This window comes from Gilliamella sp. W8136 (assembly GCF_016101285.1).
In the GTDB taxonomy this organism is placed as follows: Bacteria; Pseudomonadota; Gammaproteobacteria; order Enterobacterales; family Orbaceae; genus Gilliamella; species Gilliamella apicola_N.
Window position 1 is genome coordinate 139,277 of sequence record NZ_JACFQU010000006.1, and the last position, 21,444, is coordinate 160,720.

General features: G+C 34.8%; 17 protein-coding genes. 7 read left to right on the top strand and 10 right to left on the bottom strand.

Annotation, left to right across the window (positions count from 1 at the left end; genetic code table 11):
• Positions 1-6 precede the first annotated feature (6 nt).
• The 3 genes from H3T96_RS05315 to dusC all read left to right on the top strand — a co-directional run bounded on the left by H3T96_RS05315 (position 7) and on the right by dusC (position 3,141).
• Positions 7-1,326, top strand: coding sequence for an amidohydrolase (locus H3T96_RS05315; protein WP_144091731.1), 1,320 nt, complete (start codon positions 7-9; stop codon positions 1,324-1,326).
• Positions 1,327-1,405: 79 nt separating this feature from the next.
• Entirely contained in the window at positions 1,406-2,170 is a 765-nt protein-coding gene (locus tag H3T96_RS05320) for a molybdopterin-synthase adenylyltransferase MoeB (RefSeq protein ID WP_086327181.1), read from the top strand.
• Between the two features lie 5 nt (positions 2,171-2,175).
• Positions 2,176-3,141, top strand: a complete 966-nt coding sequence (gene dusC, locus H3T96_RS05325) for a tRNA dihydrouridine(16) synthase DusC (RefSeq protein ID WP_086308819.1) — start codon at positions 2,176-2,178, stop codon at positions 3,139-3,141.
• On the opposite strand, the gene H3T96_RS05330 is transcribed toward dusC, so the two are convergent.
• The 6 genes from H3T96_RS05330 to H3T96_RS05355 all read right to left on the bottom strand — a co-directional run bounded on the left by H3T96_RS05330 (position 3,136) and on the right by H3T96_RS05355 (position 9,018).
• Positions 3,136-4,098 (bottom strand): hypothetical protein, encoded by a 963-nt coding sequence (locus H3T96_RS05330; protein WP_144091730.1) that lies wholly within the window; start codon positions 4,096-4,098, stop codon positions 3,136-3,138. The genes dusC and H3T96_RS05330 overlap by 6 nt on opposite strands.
• 329 nt (positions 4,099-4,427) lie before the next feature.
• Positions 4,428-5,321, bottom strand: coding sequence for an L-ribulose-5-phosphate 3-epimerase (locus H3T96_RS05335; protein WP_144091729.1), 894 nt, complete (start codon positions 5,319-5,321; stop codon positions 4,428-4,430).
• A gap of 66 nt (positions 5,322-5,387) precedes the next feature.
• Entirely contained in the window at positions 5,388-6,032 is a 645-nt protein-coding gene (locus H3T96_RS05340; protein WP_025316471.1) for a 3-keto-L-gulonate-6-phosphate decarboxylase UlaD, read from the bottom strand.
• 21 nt (positions 6,033-6,053) lie between these two features.
• Positions 6,054-6,746, bottom strand: a complete 693-nt coding sequence (locus tag H3T96_RS05345) for an L-ribulose-5-phosphate 4-epimerase (RefSeq protein WP_086308816.1) — start codon at positions 6,744-6,746, stop codon at positions 6,054-6,056.
• Between the two features lie 4 nt (positions 6,747-6,750).
• Positions 6,751-7,224 (bottom strand): PTS sugar transporter subunit IIA, encoded by a 474-nt coding sequence (locus H3T96_RS05350; RefSeq protein ID WP_039128080.1) that lies wholly within the window; start codon positions 7,222-7,224, stop codon positions 6,751-6,753.
• A 27-nt stretch (positions 7,225-7,251) separates the two neighbouring features.
• Positions 7,252-9,018, bottom strand: a complete 1,767-nt coding sequence (locus H3T96_RS05355) for a PTS ascorbate-specific subunit IIBC (protein WP_144091728.1) — start codon at positions 9,016-9,018, stop codon at positions 7,252-7,254.
• A 444-nt stretch (positions 9,019-9,462) separates the two neighbouring features.
• On the opposite strand from H3T96_RS05355, the gene ulaR reads away from it, so the two are divergent.
• Both ulaR and ulaG read left to right on the top strand, forming a co-directional pair.
• Positions 9,463-10,224, top strand: coding sequence for an HTH-type transcriptional regulator UlaR (ulaR, locus tag H3T96_RS05360; protein WP_144091727.1), 762 nt, complete (start codon positions 9,463-9,465; stop codon positions 10,222-10,224).
• A 26-nt stretch (positions 10,225-10,250) separates the two neighbouring features.
• Positions 10,251-11,318, top strand: coding sequence for an L-ascorbate 6-phosphate lactonase (ulaG, locus tag H3T96_RS05365; RefSeq protein WP_039128071.1), 1,068 nt, complete (start codon positions 10,251-10,253; stop codon positions 11,316-11,318).
• 296 nt (positions 11,319-11,614) lie between these two features.
• On the opposite strand, the gene murJ is transcribed toward ulaG, so the two are convergent.
• From murJ to H3T96_RS05385, 4 genes are all read right to left on the bottom strand, one after another.
• Positions 11,615-13,153, bottom strand: a complete 1,539-nt coding sequence (murJ, locus tag H3T96_RS05370) for a murein biosynthesis integral membrane protein MurJ (protein WP_144091726.1) — start codon at positions 13,151-13,153, stop codon at positions 11,615-11,617.
• Positions 13,154-13,282: 129 nt separating this feature from the next.
• Positions 13,283-14,638, bottom strand: coding sequence for a citrate/2-methylcitrate synthase (locus H3T96_RS05375; protein ID WP_039128066.1), 1,356 nt, complete (start codon positions 14,636-14,638; stop codon positions 13,283-13,285).
• Between the two features lie 19 nt (positions 14,639-14,657).
• Positions 14,658-15,920 (bottom strand): NADP-dependent isocitrate dehydrogenase, encoded by a 1,263-nt coding sequence (icd, locus tag H3T96_RS05380; RefSeq protein ID WP_144091725.1) that lies wholly within the window; start codon positions 15,918-15,920, stop codon positions 14,658-14,660.
• Between the two features lie 12 nt (positions 15,921-15,932).
• Complete coding sequence (locus H3T96_RS05385; RefSeq protein WP_144091724.1) at positions 15,933-18,209, bottom strand: aconitate hydratase; 2,277 nt, start codon at positions 18,207-18,209, stop codon at positions 15,933-15,935.
• A 377-nt stretch (positions 18,210-18,586) separates the two neighbouring features.
• Between H3T96_RS05385 and H3T96_RS05390 the strand changes: the two genes are divergently transcribed.
• Both H3T96_RS05390 and pepT read left to right on the top strand, forming a co-directional pair.
• Positions 18,587-20,146 (top strand): AbgT family transporter, encoded by a 1,560-nt coding sequence (locus H3T96_RS05390; RefSeq protein WP_144091723.1) that lies wholly within the window; start codon positions 18,587-18,589, stop codon positions 20,144-20,146.
• Between the two features lie 24 nt (positions 20,147-20,170).
• Entirely contained in the window at positions 20,171-21,400 is a 1,230-nt protein-coding gene (gene pepT, locus H3T96_RS05395; RefSeq protein WP_144091722.1) for a peptidase T, read from the top strand.
• Positions 21,401-21,444 lie beyond the last annotated feature (44 nt).

Below are 21,444 nucleotides of genomic sequence, written 5' to 3' on the forward strand. Positions count from 1 at the left end.
TAATTTATGACTAAAGATGAACTAAAGAAAAAAGTTTGTAACGCGATTGCAAACCGAAAAGCAGACATCAAATCGATTGCTGAAGCGATTTGGTCCGAACCAGAGCTTGGCTATAAAGAACACAAAACGGCTAAAAAAGTAGAAGATGCTTTTGAAAAATTGGGTGTTCCTTTTAAAAATAAATTAGCGCTCACAGGGGTTAAAGGTCGTCTTAAAGGCGGTAAAGGAAGCAAATACAGCGTCGCAGTTATTGGAGAACTTGATGCAATTATTTGTGCCGACCACCCTGCTGCCGATGAGACATCAGGAGCAGCTCACTGTTGTGGTCATAATGCGCAAATCGCTAATATGATGGCGGTTACTATGGGATTAATTGACTCAGGTGCGATGCAATTTTTAGCCGGTGATGTGGTACCATTTGCAGTCCCAGCAGAAGAATATGTTGAAATAACCTATCGCAATCGATTAATTGAAGAAGGTAAAATCAAATACATTGGCGGTAAACCAGAGTTAATTTCACGTGGTGATTTTGATGATATTGATATGGCATTGCAGATACATTTAACGAGTGTACCAAATGAACGCCAAGACGGTTTTATAGAAATTTCAACAACAAGTAATGGCTTTATCGGTAAGTTAATTAAATATAAAGGTGAAGCAGCCCATGCTGCAGCAGCCCCTCACGCAGGAGTAAATGCTTTAAATGCCGCAATGATGGGAATGATGGGCGTGCATGCTATTCGTGAAACATTTCAAGAAAAAGATTACATTCGATTCCATCCAATTATTACCCAAGGCGGTGATTTAGTGAATGTTGTACCAAGCGATGTAAGAATGGAAAGCTATGTACGAGCGGGCAATGTTCCAGCCATGATTGATGCCAATGAAAGAATTAATCAAGCGTTAAAAGCTGGCGCAATGGCTGTTGGTGCAACTTGTGAAATTAAAGATTTACCAGGTTATTTACCGTTACATAATAATTCAACCCTTAATGATCTTTTAAAACAAAACGCTGAAAATTTAATTGGTGAAGAAAACGTTTCAATCGCACCGCATATGACAGGAAGTACAGATACGGGTGATTTATCACATATTATGCCAGTAAGTCATCCTTGGATTGGTTCGGTTAGAGGGATTTTACATGGTAAAGATTACACCGTATTTGATGAAGAGATGGCTTATATACGCCCTGCACAAATGATGGCTTGTACAATTATTGACCTGCTATATGATGACGCTCAAACCGCTCAAACACTCATGACAAATTACAAACCTCTTATGACAAAAGAGGAATATTTAAAATTCCTATCTGGTTTTGACAAATAAAGTTTAAAACTTGGCACAACCTTGTGCCAAGTTTTTGTTATACTACCCACTTCATTATCAACAACAATAATCACTTCATATGTTAACGCTTACCGATCAAGAATTGTTTCGTTATGACAGGCAAATAACTTTGCAGGGTTTCGACATTGAAAAGCAGCAAATTTTAAAAAATAGTGCAGTATTAATTATTGGATTAGGGGGATTAGGTTGTTCAGTTTCTCTCTATTTAGCTGCATCAGGCATTGGTAAGTTAACTTTAAATGATTTTGATACCATATCGGCTTCAAATTTAAATCGTCAGATTTTATATACCCATAAATCAATTAATCAAAATAAAGTTGATGTGGCTAAACACGCTTTAACCAATATAAATCCCAATATAGTGATTGAAACGGTTAATCAGCAACTAAAGGACAGCGATCTTATTTCACTTATTAAGCAACATAATATTGTTATTGACTGTACAGATAACTTAGTTACCCGTGAACAGATTAATCGCTGTTGTTTTCAAGAAAAGAAACCTTTAGTTTCAGGCGCTGCAATACGAATGGAAGGTTTGCTAAGTGTATTTACTTACCAATCTAACGAACCATGTTATCACTGTTTAAGTCGTCTATTTGGGAATGATCAGCTTACTTGTGTTGAAACCGGTGTTATGGCGCCTTTAGTTGGTATGTTTGGCTCAATGCAAGCCATAGAAGCAATAAAAATCCTTACTCATTATGGTCGCCCGTTATCAGGTCGATTATTGATGATTGATACAATGAACATGCAATTTAATCAATTTACTATATCTAAGCAGGCAAATTGCCCTGTCTGTGGTAATCACCAAACTGACCAATAAACAGTATGAAACAAAATAACCGAATTATTTTAGCTCCAATGGAGGGGGTACTTGATTATCAAGTAAGACAAATTTTAACTGAGATTAATCAATTTGATTATTGTGTAACAGAATTTGTGCGAGTCACGCATCATCAATTATCCAATCGCACCTTTTATCGCCTTTGTCCTGAACTCCATAATGGAGGCAAGACTGCTTCAGGTACCCCTATTCGAGTGCAAATTCTTGGTCAATCACCACAATGGATGGCAGAAAATGCAGTAAAAGCGATTGAACTTGGTTCATTTGGTATTGATATTAATTTTGGTTGCCCCGCTAAAACCGTAGTTGGCAGTCAAGGAGGAGCTTATTTATTACAATATCCTGAACAAATTTTTAATATCGTTAGTCAAGTTCGACAAGCTATTGGTCGCTCGGAAATATTATCCGTTAAGATTCGCTTAGGTTGGTCAGATAAATCTCATTGCTATGAAATCGCCAATGCAATTGAATGTGCTGGAGCTAATGAAATTGCAATTCATGGCAGAACCAAAGAGGATGGCTATAAAGCGGATAAAATTGATTGGCAAACAATAGCAAAAATCAAACAAAACCTAACAATTCCTGTAATTGCCAATGGTGAAATTTTCTCTATTGAAGATGCACAAACATGCATTGCTCAAAGTCAAACGCAAGACATTATGTTAGGACGAGGGATTTTAACTATCCCCAATCTAGCCAATATGATCCGCAACAAACAACCAGCCTTAAGTTGGTCGCAAGTATTGGAAATTTTAATCCGCTATGCAAGTTCTTCTATTGATGATGTAAAACCGCTTTATCATTCTGCTCGCATTAAACAATGGCTTGCTTATTTAAGGCACTATTATGTAGAAGCATCTGAGATGTTACAAAATATTAGAACACTAAAATCGCAACAAGAGATATATACATTCTTAAAACAACAACAAATGTTAAAACCAATACTATAAATTAATCTGATATTTAATTGATGGATGAAAATAATACTTAGTTAATTTTCGAATCATTAAGCATGATAGAATAAATGATGTAGAGCCTAACAATATGATCACTATGGATGTTAGGGCTGTATTTTGTAATAACGCATGATTAATTAACCAATTGGCCACTCTCCATAAAATAAAATTTAAAATAAAAATAATGATATTTAAGGAGACGGCACACTTAATTATTCTATCCGTTTGTAATACAACAAACATTTGGGTAAACATATTTTTACTAACCAAAATAACAACTAATAAACTAAATAAATAACAACAAATTGGTAAGAAAATATGCTTCCCAAATGAAATAAAATAGTAACTGTTGTGTACTAAGACATCTAAAATAAAAGAAGGAAAAGCAATTAAAATAAAAAAGAAAAATACTAAAAACAAAATAAAATGAATTTTAGTACTGTTGATTATAGTCAGTTCAAAAGTCTGTTTATTTTTATCAAAATGATTATTTAATACTTTGATATAAAAATAGGTAAATAATCCTGCAAATAAGTAAAATAGACAACTGGGGATAATACATAAGACTAAAATAAATAACCATGAAGCCACATTAATCATGTTGATTAATACATTATCAAAAATAGCTTCAGCTATCGCATTGATAAAATAGCTAATTGTACAAACAATAATGACATTAAAAATTAACAATGTAACATTTTTAAATGTCACTCGATGAACATTAACTCGATATAAACTGATCGCTGAGATACCGAATAACAATAAACATTCTGGGATTGAACGTAGTAATTGATATGGAGCAAGTTTATATAATACACCCCATAAGAATTTATAATCATGAAAGGTTGATATAAAGGTAATACCAAATTTAATAATAAAAATAAAAGCACTACAGAAAAAAAATAGTACAATAAAAATAAAAGGTAGCTTAAAAAAAGCTAATTTTTCCATTTTGATACTCAAAATCAGTCAATTCTCTCTTTTTTAAAAAAATTTGATAACAACAAAAATTAAACTCAACGGCAATGTCCTATTGAGCCATTAAAAGGTCATATTGAGCTAAAATATGTTCACAATAATACCAAAGACTTTTTTAATCAACAATGATCATCAGAACTTATATTATTGATAATTTGTATAAAACATTATATTTTTTAGATGATTACCTTAATAAGCAGCGCTATTTTCGGTGAATTATTATGTAAAACAGGATTAATGCTTCATCATTTAAAGTATGATGAAGCAAATTATAAGATAAGAATTTATTTGTATGCTTCAATCTAAGCGTTAAAGAGTGGAAAATCGGCTTGACCAGCAATGGATTTTAAACGTTGTTGGGCAGTAATAATATTTTCTCTCCACTGATTATCTTTTGCCCACATTTCAATCACTAATGGCGCACAATAATCAATAGATTTAAGTGTTCTAAATACTGCTGAAAAATCAACCTCACCCTCACCAATCACCAAATCTCTAAACTGTCCTGCATAATTGGGTTTTACTTTATAGGTATCTTTCAAATGAATTTGAACAATATGGTTACGACTTAATAATAGCTCAGTACTAACATCATAATTCCAACCGGATATGTTTCCCACATCAGGATAGGCCATAAAATAAGGTGAATTTATCTCGGCTTTTAAAATTTCAAACTTACTCAGTGAATTTAGATAGTTAGTATCCATAATTTCAACAGCTAACATAACACCTGCTTTTTCTGCCTGTTTTGCACACCATTGCATACCGGCAATAAAGCGTTGATGGGTTTGTAAGTTAGCTGGCTCATAATAAACATCATACCCAGCAAGTTGAATCACTCTAACACCAAGTTTATAAGCAAGGGTAATAGCCTTACACATAATACTTTTAGCGTGTTCTCTGATCGTTGCATCAGCAGAACCAAACGGATATTTGCGATGTGCACTAAGACATATTGAGTGAAAAAAAACGCCATTTTCTTCACATAGATGACGCAATGAATAGATTTCTTCATCAGACCAATCAAGCCTAGCTTGACGTTCATCAGACTCATCAATAGAAAGTTCGATAAAATCAAATCCTAAAGATTTTGCCTCTAGCATTTTTTGTTGCCAAGAAAGTGTATTAGGTAGTGCCTTTTCATAAATACCCATACATGGAGTTTGTCTGGTTATATTGATTGTATTATTTGTCATAATTTAGATCCGATAATATTAAGGTAAAAAAACTAACAGCCGATTTCCCGACTGTTAGTACGCACCCTACCAATATTTAGCAATCTGCTCTCTTAAGTCTTGAGCAGTTTTTTGACCATTTTCATTGGCTAAAGCTCGTCCAGCAATAAAAGCTTTCGTTTTAATACCCGCAAACAGATGAATATCTTCAGGAACAATGCCACCTGTTATTGATAGTTCCAAACCTAAATCAGAAAGTTGTCGCATTTTAGTTAAATCTTCTTCACCCCAACCAACACCAGCTAATTCAGCATCACGAGATCGATGATAAATTGCCTGTTTGATACCCAGTTTTCGCCATGCTTTTGCATCATCAAAAGTCCAATGTCCATAAAGTTCGATTTGAATTTCACGCCCAAATTCATCAGCCACTTTTTTACAAGCTTCAATTGTTGCAATGTGAGCGGCAGCTGAAACCGTTAACCAATCAGCACCCGCCGAAAAAGCCATTTTTGCTAAAATAGCACCCCCATCAGTGGTTTTTAAATCACAAACCAAAATATGGTTTGGATACTTTTCTCTTAAAGTTTTTACGCCATTAATACCTGCGCCAAAGGCAAGAATGGTTCCAACTTCAATAATATCTACAAATCCAGCTACGTTCTTGGCTACCGCTAAAGCTGGCTCTAATTCTGTTTGATCTAATGCAATTTGTAATTTTGGTTTTGTCATTTTATTTCTCCCTTATAAATACTATTTTTGTCCGTAATAAGCATTTGCTCCATGCTTACGAAAATAGTGTTTATCAGATAAAGTTTGTTGAATTTTAATTGTTTTATTAAGTTGTCTGGTTGATATTGCCATCATGGCTACTTCTTCAAGAACCACAGCGTTATGTACAGCATCCGAAGCGTTTTTTCCCCAACAAAATGGAGCGTGTCCAGAAATAACGGCTGCTGGCATCGCTGTAGGATCAATGCCTCTTCGTTTAAACTCTTCAATGATGACCAAACCAGTGTTTTTTTCGTAATCAGTATTGATTTCGCTATCAGTTAAACGACGAGTACAAGGTACATCACCATAAAAATAGTCGGCATGAGTCGTACCCAAAGCAGGAACATCTAATTCAGCTTGCGCCCAAACGGTTGCGTAGCGAGAATGTGTATGAACAATACCACCAATATTTTCAAAGGCTTTATAAAGTTCTATATGGGTTGCAGTATCACTAGACGGATTTAATTTACCCTCAATAATTTCACCCGTTAATGACACGACCACAATATCGTCAATTTTCATGTTGTTGTATTCAACGCCTGAAGGTTTGATAGCAATAACACCTTTAGCGCGGTCGATTTCAGAAACATTACCCCAAGTAAAAGTGACTAAATGGTATTTAGGTAAGGTTAAGTTAGCCTGTAATACTCTTTCTTTTAATGCTTGATACATAACATTAGTCTCCTAATAACGCCTTATCAATAACAGCATAAACATCTTCTTTGCTATTGCATGCTCTCAACTTATCAAGATCGATACCTGTTGGGCTATCTTCGTCATCTAATATTTGCGTGACTTCCATTAAGCCTTGCATATGCTCATCTGAGGTACTGCCTGCTAAGGTAACTAACACATCAACAGGTTGCTCTTCACCTTCAAAATAGACTGGAGAATTTAATGTCACTAAAGCAAAAGCAGTGCGATTTACACCATCTTCCGGTCTGGCATGAGGCATCGCAAAATTTGGTGCAATAATAATGTAAGGCCCCATTGTTTTTACACAGTTAATAATTGCATCATAATAAGAAGGGTTAATCGCTTTGGAAGCAACAAGCATATCTGTACCTAATTTGATCGCCTCTTGCCAAGTTGATGCATCCGCTTTTAGTAAAATAGAGTTATTTTCAATTAATGATTCTTTCAATGCCATTGTTGTACTCCTTTTTTAATCAATTCGTTATTGAGCAAGCACTTTTTTAATAAGTTCAATAAGTTCTTCACCAAATGTATTTGGATTTAACATGTTTTGGACACCTAAAGCATGTTGTCCTTCATTAACTTCAATCTCGTTAATTAAATGTTTAGACGCCACAATAATGTCAATATTAGGTAACCGTGATTTGTAATCTGTCACCGCGCAAGAATCCATGACATTAGCAATGCCTTTCTTATCTAAATAATTAGCTATTTTCATTTTCATCATCATAGATGAACCTTGTCCGCTACCACACACAGCTAAGATTCGTACTGCTCGCCCTTCGCTTATTGCCACTTCATCCATTTTTTCAACAACATTTTCATTAACATCTTGATGAATATTATTTTGTTCTGGTTCAATTTTTGCGTTTGCTTCCTCTTGGCGTAATTGTTTAGCGGCAAAGAACATGTACACTAAAGCCAATGCAATAATCAGATAGATAAATAAGTGGGAGTAAGATAAACCTTGTATAATAGGTGGGAATAATATCGCCCAGTCAGCCATCCCCATCCAAGAGTCAATTGGAGTGCCATTTTTTGCAAAGATATGAATGACCCAAGCTGAACCAAATACCTCAATCATTCCCATAACAAAACAGATTTTCATGACGGCTTTCCAACCACCAAAGTGATTAGCAAATACCCCAATAGTTGCGTTAGAGAAAAACATTGGTATAAAACCAGGAATGATCATAATTGGTGATTTAAATATAAGTAACAAGGCAATTGCTAAAAATTGTCCTAATGCCCCCCAAATAAAACCAAATACCATTGCATTTGGTGAAAAAGCATAAATTGCAGCACAATCAATGGCTAATACGGCATTAGGAATTAATTTTTCAGAAATACCTTTAAACGCTTCAGATAATTCAGCCACAAACATTCTGACCCCACCGACGATGACTTGTATTGCGACAGCGAATTTAAGACCTGTTTCTAAAATGTAAATTGTCCAATGGGTTGACCCTGACATGGTTTGCAAATTATCCAAACCAAATGAAAGAAGGATGATGCCAAAAAAGAATGTCATCACAATCGCTGTTGCAGCGATACTATCGTGAAAAATATGTAACCATTTAGGTAATTTTAGATTATCAACTGTGTCATTTTTATCGCCCAATTTAGGTGCTAATTTAACAGCGATCCAAGACCCCAATTGTTGTTGATGACCAATTGAAAAACCCGCTCCTCCAGTAACAGCTTCTGTAGATTTAAACATCATATTAGAAAATATTCCCCAATATAATGCGGTAATAATGGCAGAGTAGATTATTGTTTCCCACATACTGTAACCAAACAGAAAATAAAACAGGGCAATTAATCCCACTTGTTGGAACATAATATGACCTGTTAGCATAATGGTGCGAATACCTGTGATACGGCGAAAAATGACCAAAAGGATATTGATAGCCAATGCGAGTAATACGGCATAGCCTACCCAAGAATATTTATCACCCATATTATGTTCTACAGTCATCATAGAAGCATAAACATCAATAATCGATCCATTAATACCGTGATACTCAGCCAATTTGGCAATCACTGGCTTAAATGTTGAAACCAGTACACCTGAGCCAACTTGTAACAACATAAAACCAACAATCGTTTTGATGGTTCCTTTCAAAATAGTGGTAATATCTTTGCGTAAAAGACAATAACCTAACATTGTTACTAAGCCGAGTAACAATGGTGCTTTAGTCATGACTTGACTATAAAAAATATAAAATACGTTATAGATTACTTCCATATGCCCCTCTCATTGGTTATGGGCTTTTTTAAAATTTGAAGTTTATATCGTGCTTACAAAGCGATAATAAAACTTTCCTAATGCCCTTTTTATATAGTTGTTCACTGTCGAGTGAATCTTTGAGCTAAATTAACCCTATACTTTGTTAATCAAATTAAGATGGCTTGATTAACGCTTGTTATATTCTATAATCAAAATAAATCATACAATGATTATTTATGATTATTTTGATGGAGATCACTTTTCTATAAAATCAGAAACCATATCTGTGATCAACTTCACATAATAATGAAAAAAAACTACATCAATTTAAACCTATATTTATAATTATCAATAAATTAAATAAATATTAACAAATAAAAACAATAAGATAATTGACAATTTTAATAATGAAAATTATTATCAAAATAATCAAAAGTGCTCAAATTAAAATGAGGAATTTTAATGAATGAATTAACGCGACATAACGAGATCGTCGCTTTGGTTAACGAGAAAGGTGAATTAAAAGTGACCGAACTTATCAGTCATTTTTCAATATCACCCGCTACCGCTCGAAGAGATATCACAAAATTAGATCAAGATGGTCGTGTCAAAAAAGTACGCAATGGCATTATGCGTCTTGAAGAACAGAAACCAATTTGGGCCCCAATAGGTAATAACAATACTGATCATTATCACGAAAAGGCACGGATTGCGATTCGAGCAGCTAAGTTATGCGGTAGTGATGAAAATATAGTGATTAATTGTGGCTCAACGGCATTTTTATTAGGGCGAGAACTTTGTGGAAAAAGTGTATCAATCATCACTAATTATTTTCCTTTAGCGTGTTATTTGATTGAACATGACCATGAAAATGTGATCATTATGGGTGGGTTATATAATAAAACACAAAATATCATACTCAATCCTATTGCAAGTATCACCGATTCTTATGCCGCAAAATGGATGTTTACTAGTGGAAAAACATTAACATCAACAGGTCTTTATAAAAGCGAAATTTTAAGTGCTGTTGCTGAACAACAGATATTAGAAAAAGCAGAAAAATTAGTCGTAGTGGTTGATAGCTCAAAGATCGATACCAAAGCAAACTCTGGCATGCTTTTTTGCCCAGTAAATAAAATTGATATTTTGATTACTGGGGCGCAAGCAAATAAGGAAGTAATTGAATGCATTAAAAAGCAGGGAGTTGAAGTGATATTAGTCTAACTATTAAATAAAAAAAGGAACATAGTATGAGTAAAGTAAATGAAATTACCCGAGATTCTTGGATTTTGAACACTTTTCCTGAATGGGGAACTTGGTTAAATGAAGAGATTGAAAACACCGTTGTGAAACCAAATACTTTCACCATGTGGTGGTTAGCTTGTACCGGGATTTGGTTAAAATCAGCAGGTAATACTAATATCTCTGTCGATTTTTGGTGCGGTACAGGAAAAAAAACACATGCTAACCCATTAATGAACAAACAGCATCAAATGATGCGCATGGGTGGCGTTCGTGAATTGCAACCTAATTTAAGAACCAGTCCATTTGTATTAGATCCATTTGCGATTAAGGAAATTGATGCAGTAATGGCAACCCATGATCATGCCGATCATATTGATGTCAACGTCGCTGCTGCTGTAATTCAAAATTGCTCTCCAAAAGTTAAATTCATTGGTCCAAAAGCTTGTGTTGAATTGTGGAAAAGTTGGGGGGTTCCAGAAGATCGTTGTATCGTTGCTAAAGTTGGCGAAACAATTGAAGTAGGTGATATTACAATTCGCGTTTTAGATTCTTTTGATAGAACATCACTGGTTACGTTACCAAAAGGTGTATCTTCTACCGATAAATCGATTCTAGATGGTATGAATGATCGTGCGGTTAACTATTTATTTGAAACTTCTGGAGGATCACTTTACCATTCTGGAGATTCACATTACTCTAACTACTATGCAAAACATGGTAATGATTATAAAATTGATGTGGCTTTACTTTCTTATGGCGAAAATCCTCGTGGTGTTACCGATAAAATGACTTCGTCAGACATTTTACGTGCGGCTGAATCGCTTAATACCAAAGTGGTGATTCCATTCCATCATGATATATGGTCAAATTTCCAAAGTGATCCTCGTGAAATTGAAGTTCTTTGGGAAATGAAAAAAGATCGTCTTGAATATCAATTTAGACCATTTTTCTGGCAAGTTGGGGGTAAATATACATATCCTACTGATCAACATAAAATGCATTATCAGCATTATCGAGGATTTAGAGATATCTTTACTGATGAACCAGAATTGCCATATCGTTCATTCTTGTAAAAAGAATAGGAATTATTTAAACCTATCTATTTGATTGAACAATATAATATTATCAATTTAAAAATAATTTTAATCGATTGTTTTCATAAATAGCTGGACCGATAATTGTATCGGTCCATGATAATTAAATTAGATATTTATAAGAAAATAAAAATTAATTCTAAAATCATAAATGTCTAATTATTCATTAATGTTGAAATATCAGATCTAATCTCTAATTTGATTACATTTTTTACTGAAACGTTATGTTAACCTGAAACTTTTTGACAAAATTTTGTTAACTGTAATAATTGTTATCAATCAATACGTTTAATAAAATGTTTTATCTTAAAGCCCATTGCGATTAATGATGCAAAATAAATAATAATACCAGCTATGACTAACACCAGTAGTCTTCCAATACGCATTAACATCGATCCAGTTGACCAATCAGGTAATAGTTGCGCGCCAAACCATAAAACAACAGACATTAAAATAACAGCAATAATTACTTTAGCTAAAAAGCTATACCATCCTGGCTGTGGTTGATATAGTTGTTTTCTGCGTAATTGCCAGAATAATAACGCTGCATTGAAACAAGCCGCAAGACCAATTGAGAGTGAAAGTCCTGCATGCTGTAATGGCCCAATAAAAACAAGGTTCATCAGTTGCGTTAAAATTAAGGTAACAATTGCAATTTTGACGGGAGTTTTAATATCTTGTCGTGAATAAAAAGCAGGGGCTAATACTTTAATCAAAATCATGCCAAGTAAACCAACAGAATAAGCAACCAATGCTCGCTGAGTCATCAAGGCGTCATTTAAGGTAAATTGCCCATATTCAAATAAGGTTGATATAAGTGGACGAGATATAACACCTAAAGCGACAGTACTTGGTAATGCTAAAAGAAAACAGAGTCGCAATCCCCAATCTAGCAACTCTGAATATTGTTTATAATCACCTTTAGAAAAGCTTTTGGATAGTGAAGGTAATAGAATAGTGCCCAGTGCAACCCCTAGTACGCCAGCAGGAAATTCCATAAGTCGGTCGGCATAATACATCCACGATACAGAACCAGAAATAAGAAATGAAGCAAAAATCGTATTAATAATTAAAGAAATTTGTCCAACTGATACCCCTAAAATAGCAGGTGCCATCTGTTTTAATACTCGCCAAACGCCACTATCTTTAAAGTTAATTCTTGGTAAAACCAACATTCCAATTTTTTTTAAATAAGGAAGCTGATAAAGTAATTGTAAAATGCCTCCTACCCCAACTGATGCCGCGAGTGCTAATACTGGTGGATTAAAGTAAGGTGTCAAAAATAGCGTAAACGTAATCATGCTAATATTTAACAAGGTTGGAACAAAAGCTGGGACAGAAAAACGATTCCAAGTATTTAATATTGCTCCAACCAATGATGCAAGTGAAATAAAAAAGATATAAGGAAAGGTAATACGCAACATCGTTGTGGCAAGATCAAATTTATCACTAGATTCTTGCATAAATCCAGGCGCGGTTATCATAATAATAAAAGGAGCACACACTACGCCAATTAAGGTAACAATGGCTAATACTAAAGTTAATAAACCAGCGACATAAGCAACAAAAGTCCGCGTTGCTTCTATTCCTTGTTGATTCTTATATTCAGCTAAAATTGGTACAAAGGCTTGTGAAAATGCGCCCTCAGCAAAAATACGCCGCAATAAATTAGGGAGTTTAAAGGCAACAAAAAAGGCATCGGTAGCCATACCGGCACCAAAAAAGCGAGCAATGACAGCATCACGCACAAAACCTAATACGCGAGATACCATGGTCATGGAACTTACTGTAGCTAAAGATTTTAAAAGATTCATTTATATAATACAGAGTCAAAAACCGACAATGTGGGATAGTCTACAAACTATTGCTTTAAATCACCATGCTTTTTTTAATAAAATAAGCTTTTGTGCAAACCGTCAGAATCAAACTGACGGATGATAATTTTAACGATCTTTTAATGGAATAAACGGCATAAGCTCACCAATATTTTTATAGGCCGGTCGAATTATGCGTCGATCATCAAAATTAAGTTCTTCAATTCGATGTGCACACCATCCAACGATTCGAGACATAGCAAATAGTGGTGTATAAACTTCTCTAGGTAAACCAATCATGTCATAAACAAAGCCTGAATAAAAATCAACATTGGCACATACTAGTTTTTTTGTTCTGGCATTTTTTCGATTAACAACAGCATTAATTGCCCTTTCTTCAAGCAGATTTAAGAAGTTATATTCTTTTTCTCGTCCTTTTTCTTTTGCTAGTTCATGTGCCATCTCTTTAAGTAATACGGCACGAGGATCCGATACAGTATAAACTGCGTGGCCGATACCATAAATCAACCCTTTTTTATCGAATACTTCTTTATTCAATATCCGCTGTAGATAGTTGTCAATTTCGTTTACATCCGCCCAGTTTTTTATTTGTTCTGCGAGATGTTTTAACATTTTACCAACTTGCAAATTAGCGCCGCCATGTAACGGTCCTTTTAATGAGCCAATACCTGCTGCAATTGATGAATAGGTATCAGTACCTGTTGAACTCGTGACACGAACGGTAAATGTTGAATTATTACCACCGCCATGTTCAGCATGAATAATCATAGCTAAATCAAGCACACGCACATCTAGATCAGTATATCCATCCGAGCCTTTCATCATATATAAAAAGTTTTCTGCTATTGAAAAATGTTCATGAGGATGGCGGATGTGCAATGATTTACCTTTAGCACTATGGCTCAACATATTGTAAGCATAAGCAATAATTGCAGGGAATTTAGCAATAAGGTCGATAGATTGACGCATAAGATTATCACGCGAAGTATCATCCGCTTGTGAATCATAGGTGTACATTTCTAGAACCGTTCTGGCCAAAATATTCATTATATCGTGGCCTTCGAGTTCCATAATGGCTATCTTTGTCTGTTTTTCCAATGCCATTGATTCACCAAGTAATCTAGAAAAGTCACAGAGTTCTTCTGTATCCGGTAACCGTCCTGATAAAAGTAGATAGATGGTTTCTTCAAAACCTGTGCGTTGTTCTTCTTGAGCATTGTGAACCAGATCTTCAATATCTATGCCTCGATATAATAATTTCCCTGGTATTGGTTCTAATGTGCCATCATCCAAATGTTGATAACCCAATACATCACCAATTTTAGTTAAGCCGACTAGGACGCCAGTGTGATCGGCATTGCGTAATCCACGTTTTACATTAAATTTTTCAAATAATTGTGATTGAATCTTACTGGTGTTTTTGACAGTTTCAGATAGCTTATAAACTAAAAATTTTTCTTTCATTTGTAATTGCTCCTTAATTTTATAAGTTATCTATTACTGCTTGAGTAAATTGAGTGGTTGTTAAGGATTGTCCATTTTGCATAAAACGAGCTAAATCATTTGTAGCTTTTCCTTGTTGAAATAAAGTTTCCATAGCTTTAGTAATCAGTTGACCAACTTCATACCAGCCAAGATAGTCAAACATCATAACACCAGAAAGTAATAGCGATGAGGGATTTGCTTGGTTCTGACCCGCTATATTAGGGGCTGTGCCATGTGTTGCTTCAAAAATGGCATGTCCAGTTAAATAATTAATGTTTGCACCAGGCGCTATACCAATACCACCAACCATGGCTGCCAGTTGATCTGATACATAATCACCGTTTAGATTTAATGTAGCGACGACTGAATAGTCTTGCGGATTTAATAAGGTATTTTGTAAAAATGCGTCACAAATCACGTCTTTTACAATCAATTTAGAGGCTGATATAGCATCATTTAAAGCTTTATCTGCTGTGGCCTTTCCATCTGCTTTTTGTATCTTCGCATATTGATTCATTGTAAAAACCGCATCAGTAAATTCTTTTTCAGCAAGTTCATATCCCCATTGTTTAAATCCTCCTTCGGTAAACTTCATAATATTCCCTTTATGAACTAAGGTAATTGAAGGCAGATTATGTTGTAATGCGTAGTTTATTGCGGATCTTATTAATCGTTCAGATCCTTCAATTGAAACGGGTTTGACACCAAAAGATGAAGTTTTAGGGAAACGCACTTTTTTTACACCCATTTGTTCAGATAAAAACTGATAAAATTTTTCGGCTTCTGGTGTTCCTTGCATCCATTCAATACCTGCATAAATATCTTCAGTATTTTCTCGAAAAATAGTCATGTTGACTTTTTCTGGGTATTTTACAGGTGATTCAACACCTTTAAACCAGCGAACGGGTCGTAAGCATACATAGAGATCTAACTCTTGGCGAAGTGCAACATTAAGAGAACGAATGCCCCCACCAACGGGGGTTGTTAATGGCCCTTTTATACCAATCAAATATTTTTTAAAAGCATTCATAGTTTCATCGGGCAGCCAATTACCATTCAAATTAAATGACTTTTCACCAGCAAGTACTTCGCGCCATTCAACTTTACGCTTACCTTGATAGGCTTTTTCTATCGCTTTATCAAAGATCTTATTCGCTACCGCCCAAATTTCTTTACCAATACCATCACCTTCAATAAAAGGAATTATCGGGTTATCAGGTACAATGAGTTGTCCATTTTCAATCAAAACTTGCTGATTCATTTTATATTCCTCTTATTTTCGGTCTTCATTAAGTTGTTCTTTCATTTTATTTAAAGCACTACCCGCTTTAAACCAATCTATTTGAGATTGATTATAAGTATGAGCAACAGCAAAAGAGTCAGTTGTACCATCATGATGATGAAGCGTTAATGTTAGGTGTTTTTCAGGCACAAAATCAGTTAAACCGGTGATGCTAATCTGATCATCTTCACGAATTTTGTCATAATCAGACTTATCAACAAATGTCAGAGCTAACATTCCTTGTTTTTTAAGATTGGTTTCATGAATTCGAGCAAATGATTTAACAACTATCGCTTTAACATTTAAGAAACGTGGCTCCATCGCAGCATGTTCTCGTGATGAACCTTCACCATAATTTTCTTCGGCAATTACTATTGAACCAATGCCTTGTGCTTTCAATTTGCGAGCTAATGCTGGAACTTCGATGTAATCTCCTGTTTGGGTATCTAACACTGAGTTGCTTTTTTGATTAAAAGCATTAATAGCGCCGATCAACATATTATTTGAAATATTATCTAAATGACCGCGAAATTTTAGCCATTTACCTGCCATTGAAATATGATCTGTGGTACATTTACCCGTCGCTTTAATTAACAACGGTTGCGATATAATGTCTTTTCCATCCCAAGGTGAAAAAGGTGCAAGTTGCTGTAGCCGTTCAGAATTTGTAGCAATATGGATTTCCACTAAACTGCCATCAGCAATTGGAGCAACATAACCTGCGTCATCTACCTCAAATCCACGTTTCGGTAATTCATCACCACTTGGCTCTTGAAGTTTGACTTTTTGTCCTTTGTCGTTAATTAGGTTATCGGTTAATGGGTTAAAGCTTAATTTTCCAGCAATAGATAATGCCACTACAATTTCAGGAGAGCACACAAAAGCATAAGTGTTTGGGCTGCCGTCATTACGTTTAGCAAAGTTACGATTGAACGATGTTACTATCGAATTTTTATGTTCATCGGCTACTTCATCACGGCGCCATTGTCCTATACAAGGTCCGCAAGCATTTGCCATGATGGCAGCGCCAGCTTGTTCAAAATGATTTAATATACCATCTCGCTTGGAAGTATATTTTACTTGCTCGGATCCTGGATTAATAATTAATTTGGCTTTTACGGTGAGCCCTAATTGGTTAGCATTATTAATCACCGATGCGGCACGCATCATATCTTCATAGGAAGAGTTAGTACATGAACCAATCAATCCAACTTCCATATTATCTGGGTAATTATGTTCTTTAACTGCTGTTGCAAGTTGTGAGATTGGATAAGCCAAATCTGGCGTAAAAGGTCCATTTACATAAGGCTCAAGTTCGGAAAGGTTAATTTCAATTACTTGATCATAGTATTTTTCTGGTTGATCTAAAACAGCAGAATCTGGATTAAAACAGTCAACTAATTTATTCGCTAAATCAACTACCTCTTGGCGACCAGTTATCGCCAAGTAATCGGCAGATTTTTTACTATATGCAAATATGGATGTTGTAGCACCAACCTCTGCCCCCATATTACATATTGTTGCTTTTCCTGTTGCTGATAAAGATTGAGCACCCTCACCAAAATACTCAATAATTGAATTTGTTGCACCTTTAACCGTTAAAATACCAGCAAGTTTTAAAATAACATCTTTAGGTGAAACCCAACCAGATAATTTACCAATCAATTTTACCCCAATAATTTTAGGCATTTTTAATTCCCATGGCATACCAGCCATGACATCAACAGCATCAGCTCCACCGACGCCAATAGCTATCATTGAAAGGCCTCCTGCATTTGGAGTATGTGAATCCGTACCTATCATCATCCCACCCGGAAAAGCATAATTTTCAAGAACAACTTGGTGAATAATGCCGGCATCAGGCTTCCAAAACCCAATACCATACTTGTTTGATACATCTCGTAGAAATTGATAGACCTCTTGATTATTACTTTCAGCAATAATTAAGTCATCATGAGCATTTTTATACGCTTGAATTAAGTGATCGCAATGAACTGTTGATGGTACAGCAACTCTATTTCTCCCAGAATTCATCAATTGTAAGAGCGCCATTTGGGCCGTTGCATCTTGCATAGCCACTCGGTCTGGCGCAAAATTAACATAATCTTCACCACGTTTATAATTTTTAAGCTCTTCTCCTGGTGCTAGATGTGCATAAAGAATTTTTTCTGTTAAGGTTAATGGTTTTCCGATTCTTTGCCGAATGAGGTCAATTTTTTGTGGATAGTGCTGATAGATATATTTAATTAAATCAATATCGAAAACCATGATAACCCCCACTGCGTGTATTATAATATTTCCTAAAGTATTACGTTTAACCTAATTGAATATTTATGCTATTTTTATGACTAAATATTCAATCAATATATCACTAAAAAATTTTTATGCAATTACATTGTTGTTAATAATAATTGAGCATAATTTGCATGAAAGATGAGCGGTGATATAGGCTATACTAACGAAATATGAATTAAGATGCATATCAAAGATATTTTAAAAATAACAAGTTATATAAATTATAGTAATGATGAGAGCGTTCAAATTAACTTAATGAAACAGAATAAAACTTAACTAACACTTGGTTTACCTACCGCATTGATATGTGCTAAATTGTCGGTCCGAACAACATATATACTTATTTTTTTATGAATCAAACTACAAATTCGTCACCGATCAGAACCGGCGGCTTTTTAAATACTATAGAACGAATTGGAAACAAAATCCCCGATGTCACTACACTTTTTTTCTTCGCTTTAATTATCTGTTTTGTTGCTTCATTATTACTTTCCTTTGTAAGCTTCGATTTTATAAATCCAGTAACTAAAGAAAAACTGGCGGTCGTTAATATGCTAGCGCCTGATCATTTAGTAACATTTTTTACTAAAATGGTCCCCAATTTTGTTAGTTTTCCACCACTGGGTATTACTATTGTTGCCACATTAGGTATAGGAATTGCCGAAAGCAGTGGCTATATTCATGTGTTACTTAAAAAGTTATTGGCTATCACCCCAAAAAAATTAGTTACGCCATCTGTTATCTTTGTCAGTATGGTTTGTCATATTGCGGCTGATTCGGCTTATGTTATTTTAATGCCCGTTTCGGCAATGATGTTTTATGCAACAGGTCGTCATCCTCTGGCTGGGATAGCGGCCTCATTTGCAGGATTAGCAGGTGGTTTTAGTTCAAGTTATACGCCATCAATCATCGATCCGATCATGCAAGGTTTTACCCAAAGTGCGGCACAAATTATCGATCCATCTTATCAAGTTAATGTTTTATGTAACTATTTTTTAAGTTTTGGAGGTACATTCTTTGTGTTAATTGCTTGTTGGTTTATAACAGATAAAATTGTTGAACCTCGCTTAAAAGCAACGATGCCACTAAATAACGATCTTGTACTTAATAATTTGGCTAATTCACCAGCTATTACACCTTTAGAAAATCGTGCTTTTAAAATCGCTTCTTGTGTATTTTTGATTATTGCTATTGGATTAGTATTGTTACTATTACCTGAAAATTCTTTACTGCGTGCACCTGATAGTAGTTTAACCAGCAATCAAGCACCGATTATGCAAATCATTGTACCTTTATTATTTGTTTTTTTTGCTATTCCTGGTTTAATCCATGGCGTAATCACTGGCACATTTAAATCATCACGTGATATTGTCAAATCAATGGAAAAGATTACTCAATCTCTTATTCCTTTTATTGTTTTTGCATTCTTTTGTGCACAGTTTTTATATGTTTTTTCACACTCCCAAATAGGGACATTGATTGCCATTGGTGGTGCTGAATTTTTAAAAGCCTTACATTTACCATCGGTTGTCACTATATTTGGTGTGATCATTTTAACTAGCATGTTAAATGTATTAATTACTTCTGCTTCGTCAAAATGGGCTATTTTAGCGCCGATCTTTGTTCCTATGCTCATGTCTGTTGGTATCTCACCAGAACTAACACAAGCGGCCTATCGTATTAGCTCAGCAGTCAATGTTAGTACACCAATGTTTGCTTTCTATCCTTTAATCATTGCCTATTGTCAGCAGTATTGTAAAAATACTGGAGTGGGTACTTTAAGCTCTATGATGATCCCATATACTGCGGGCTTACTTATTGCTTTAACAATTAATTTACTGCTATTTTGGTTCCTAGGACTGCCTATTGGCTTTGATAGTGGTTATGTTTATCCACCCGTAAATCATTAGTCATCAATAAGGAGTCAAGACAATATGAATATTACCGAACAATTAGTTGAACGTTTTTTACGTTACGTTAGTATACCAAGTCAAAGTGCGATGGGTTGTGCGCATGTTCCCTCTACGTCAGGACAAACACAATTAGCCAATTTACTCAAACAAGAGTTAATTGATCTTAATCTACAAGAAGTTCATCTTGATGAACACAGTATTGTAACTGCTAAGTTACCTGGAAATAATCCAAATGCGCCTAAAATTGGTTACGTCGCTCATCTTGATACGGTTGATGTCGCCTTATCGGATAAAATTAACCCACAACGAGTCACTTTTACCGGTGAAGATATTTTATTAAATAAAGATAAAAATATCTGGTTTAAAGTTGCTGAGCATCCTGAATTGAATAAATACATCAATGAAGAATTAATTGTTACTGATGGGACAAGTGTGCTGGGTGCCGATAATAAAGCTGCAATAGCTGTTGTTATGACAATGTTAGATCAATTACAAAAGCAAAATTGTACCTATGGTGATATTTATGTTGCTTTCGTACCTGATGAAGAGGTCGGTTTAAACGGCGCGAAAAAACTTGACTTGAATCGTTTTAAACCCGATTTTGCTTACACAATTGACTGTTGCGAATTAGGTGAAGTCGTTTATGAAACGTTTAATGCAGGTTCAGCAATTATTGAAATTGAAGGTGTAACTGCACACCCAATGTCAGCTAAAAATGTTTTAATCAACCCTATTGGTATTGCTAACGATATTATTAACTGTTTTGATAGTTTCGAAACGCCTGAACATACTGAAGGTAAAGAAGGTTATTTCTGGTTTAACGATATTATTGGTAACCAAAGTACGACAACGTTAAAAATGAGTATCCGAGATTTTGATTTAGCTAAATATGAAGCACGTAAAACTTATATCCAAGAAGTGATAAGTTTTATAAGCCGTAAATATCCAAGAGCTAAAATCGAATGTCAAATAACCGATACTTATAGCAATATTGCTAATTATTTAAGTGAAGATAAGCGTTCAATTGATTTAATTTATCAATCATTTGAGCAATTGAATATTAAGGCAAATACAATTGCTATGCGTGGCGGAACAGATGGTTCAGCACTATCGGCAAGAGGCCTGACGACACCAAACTACTTTACTGGTGCACATAACTTTCATTCATGTTTCGAATTTTTACCATTATCATCATTTGTAAAATCATTTGAAGTAACAATGAAAATTATTGAATTAGCAGCTAAAGTTTAAACATCATAAAAAAAGAGGGAATGCTATTCCCTCTTTACTGTAGC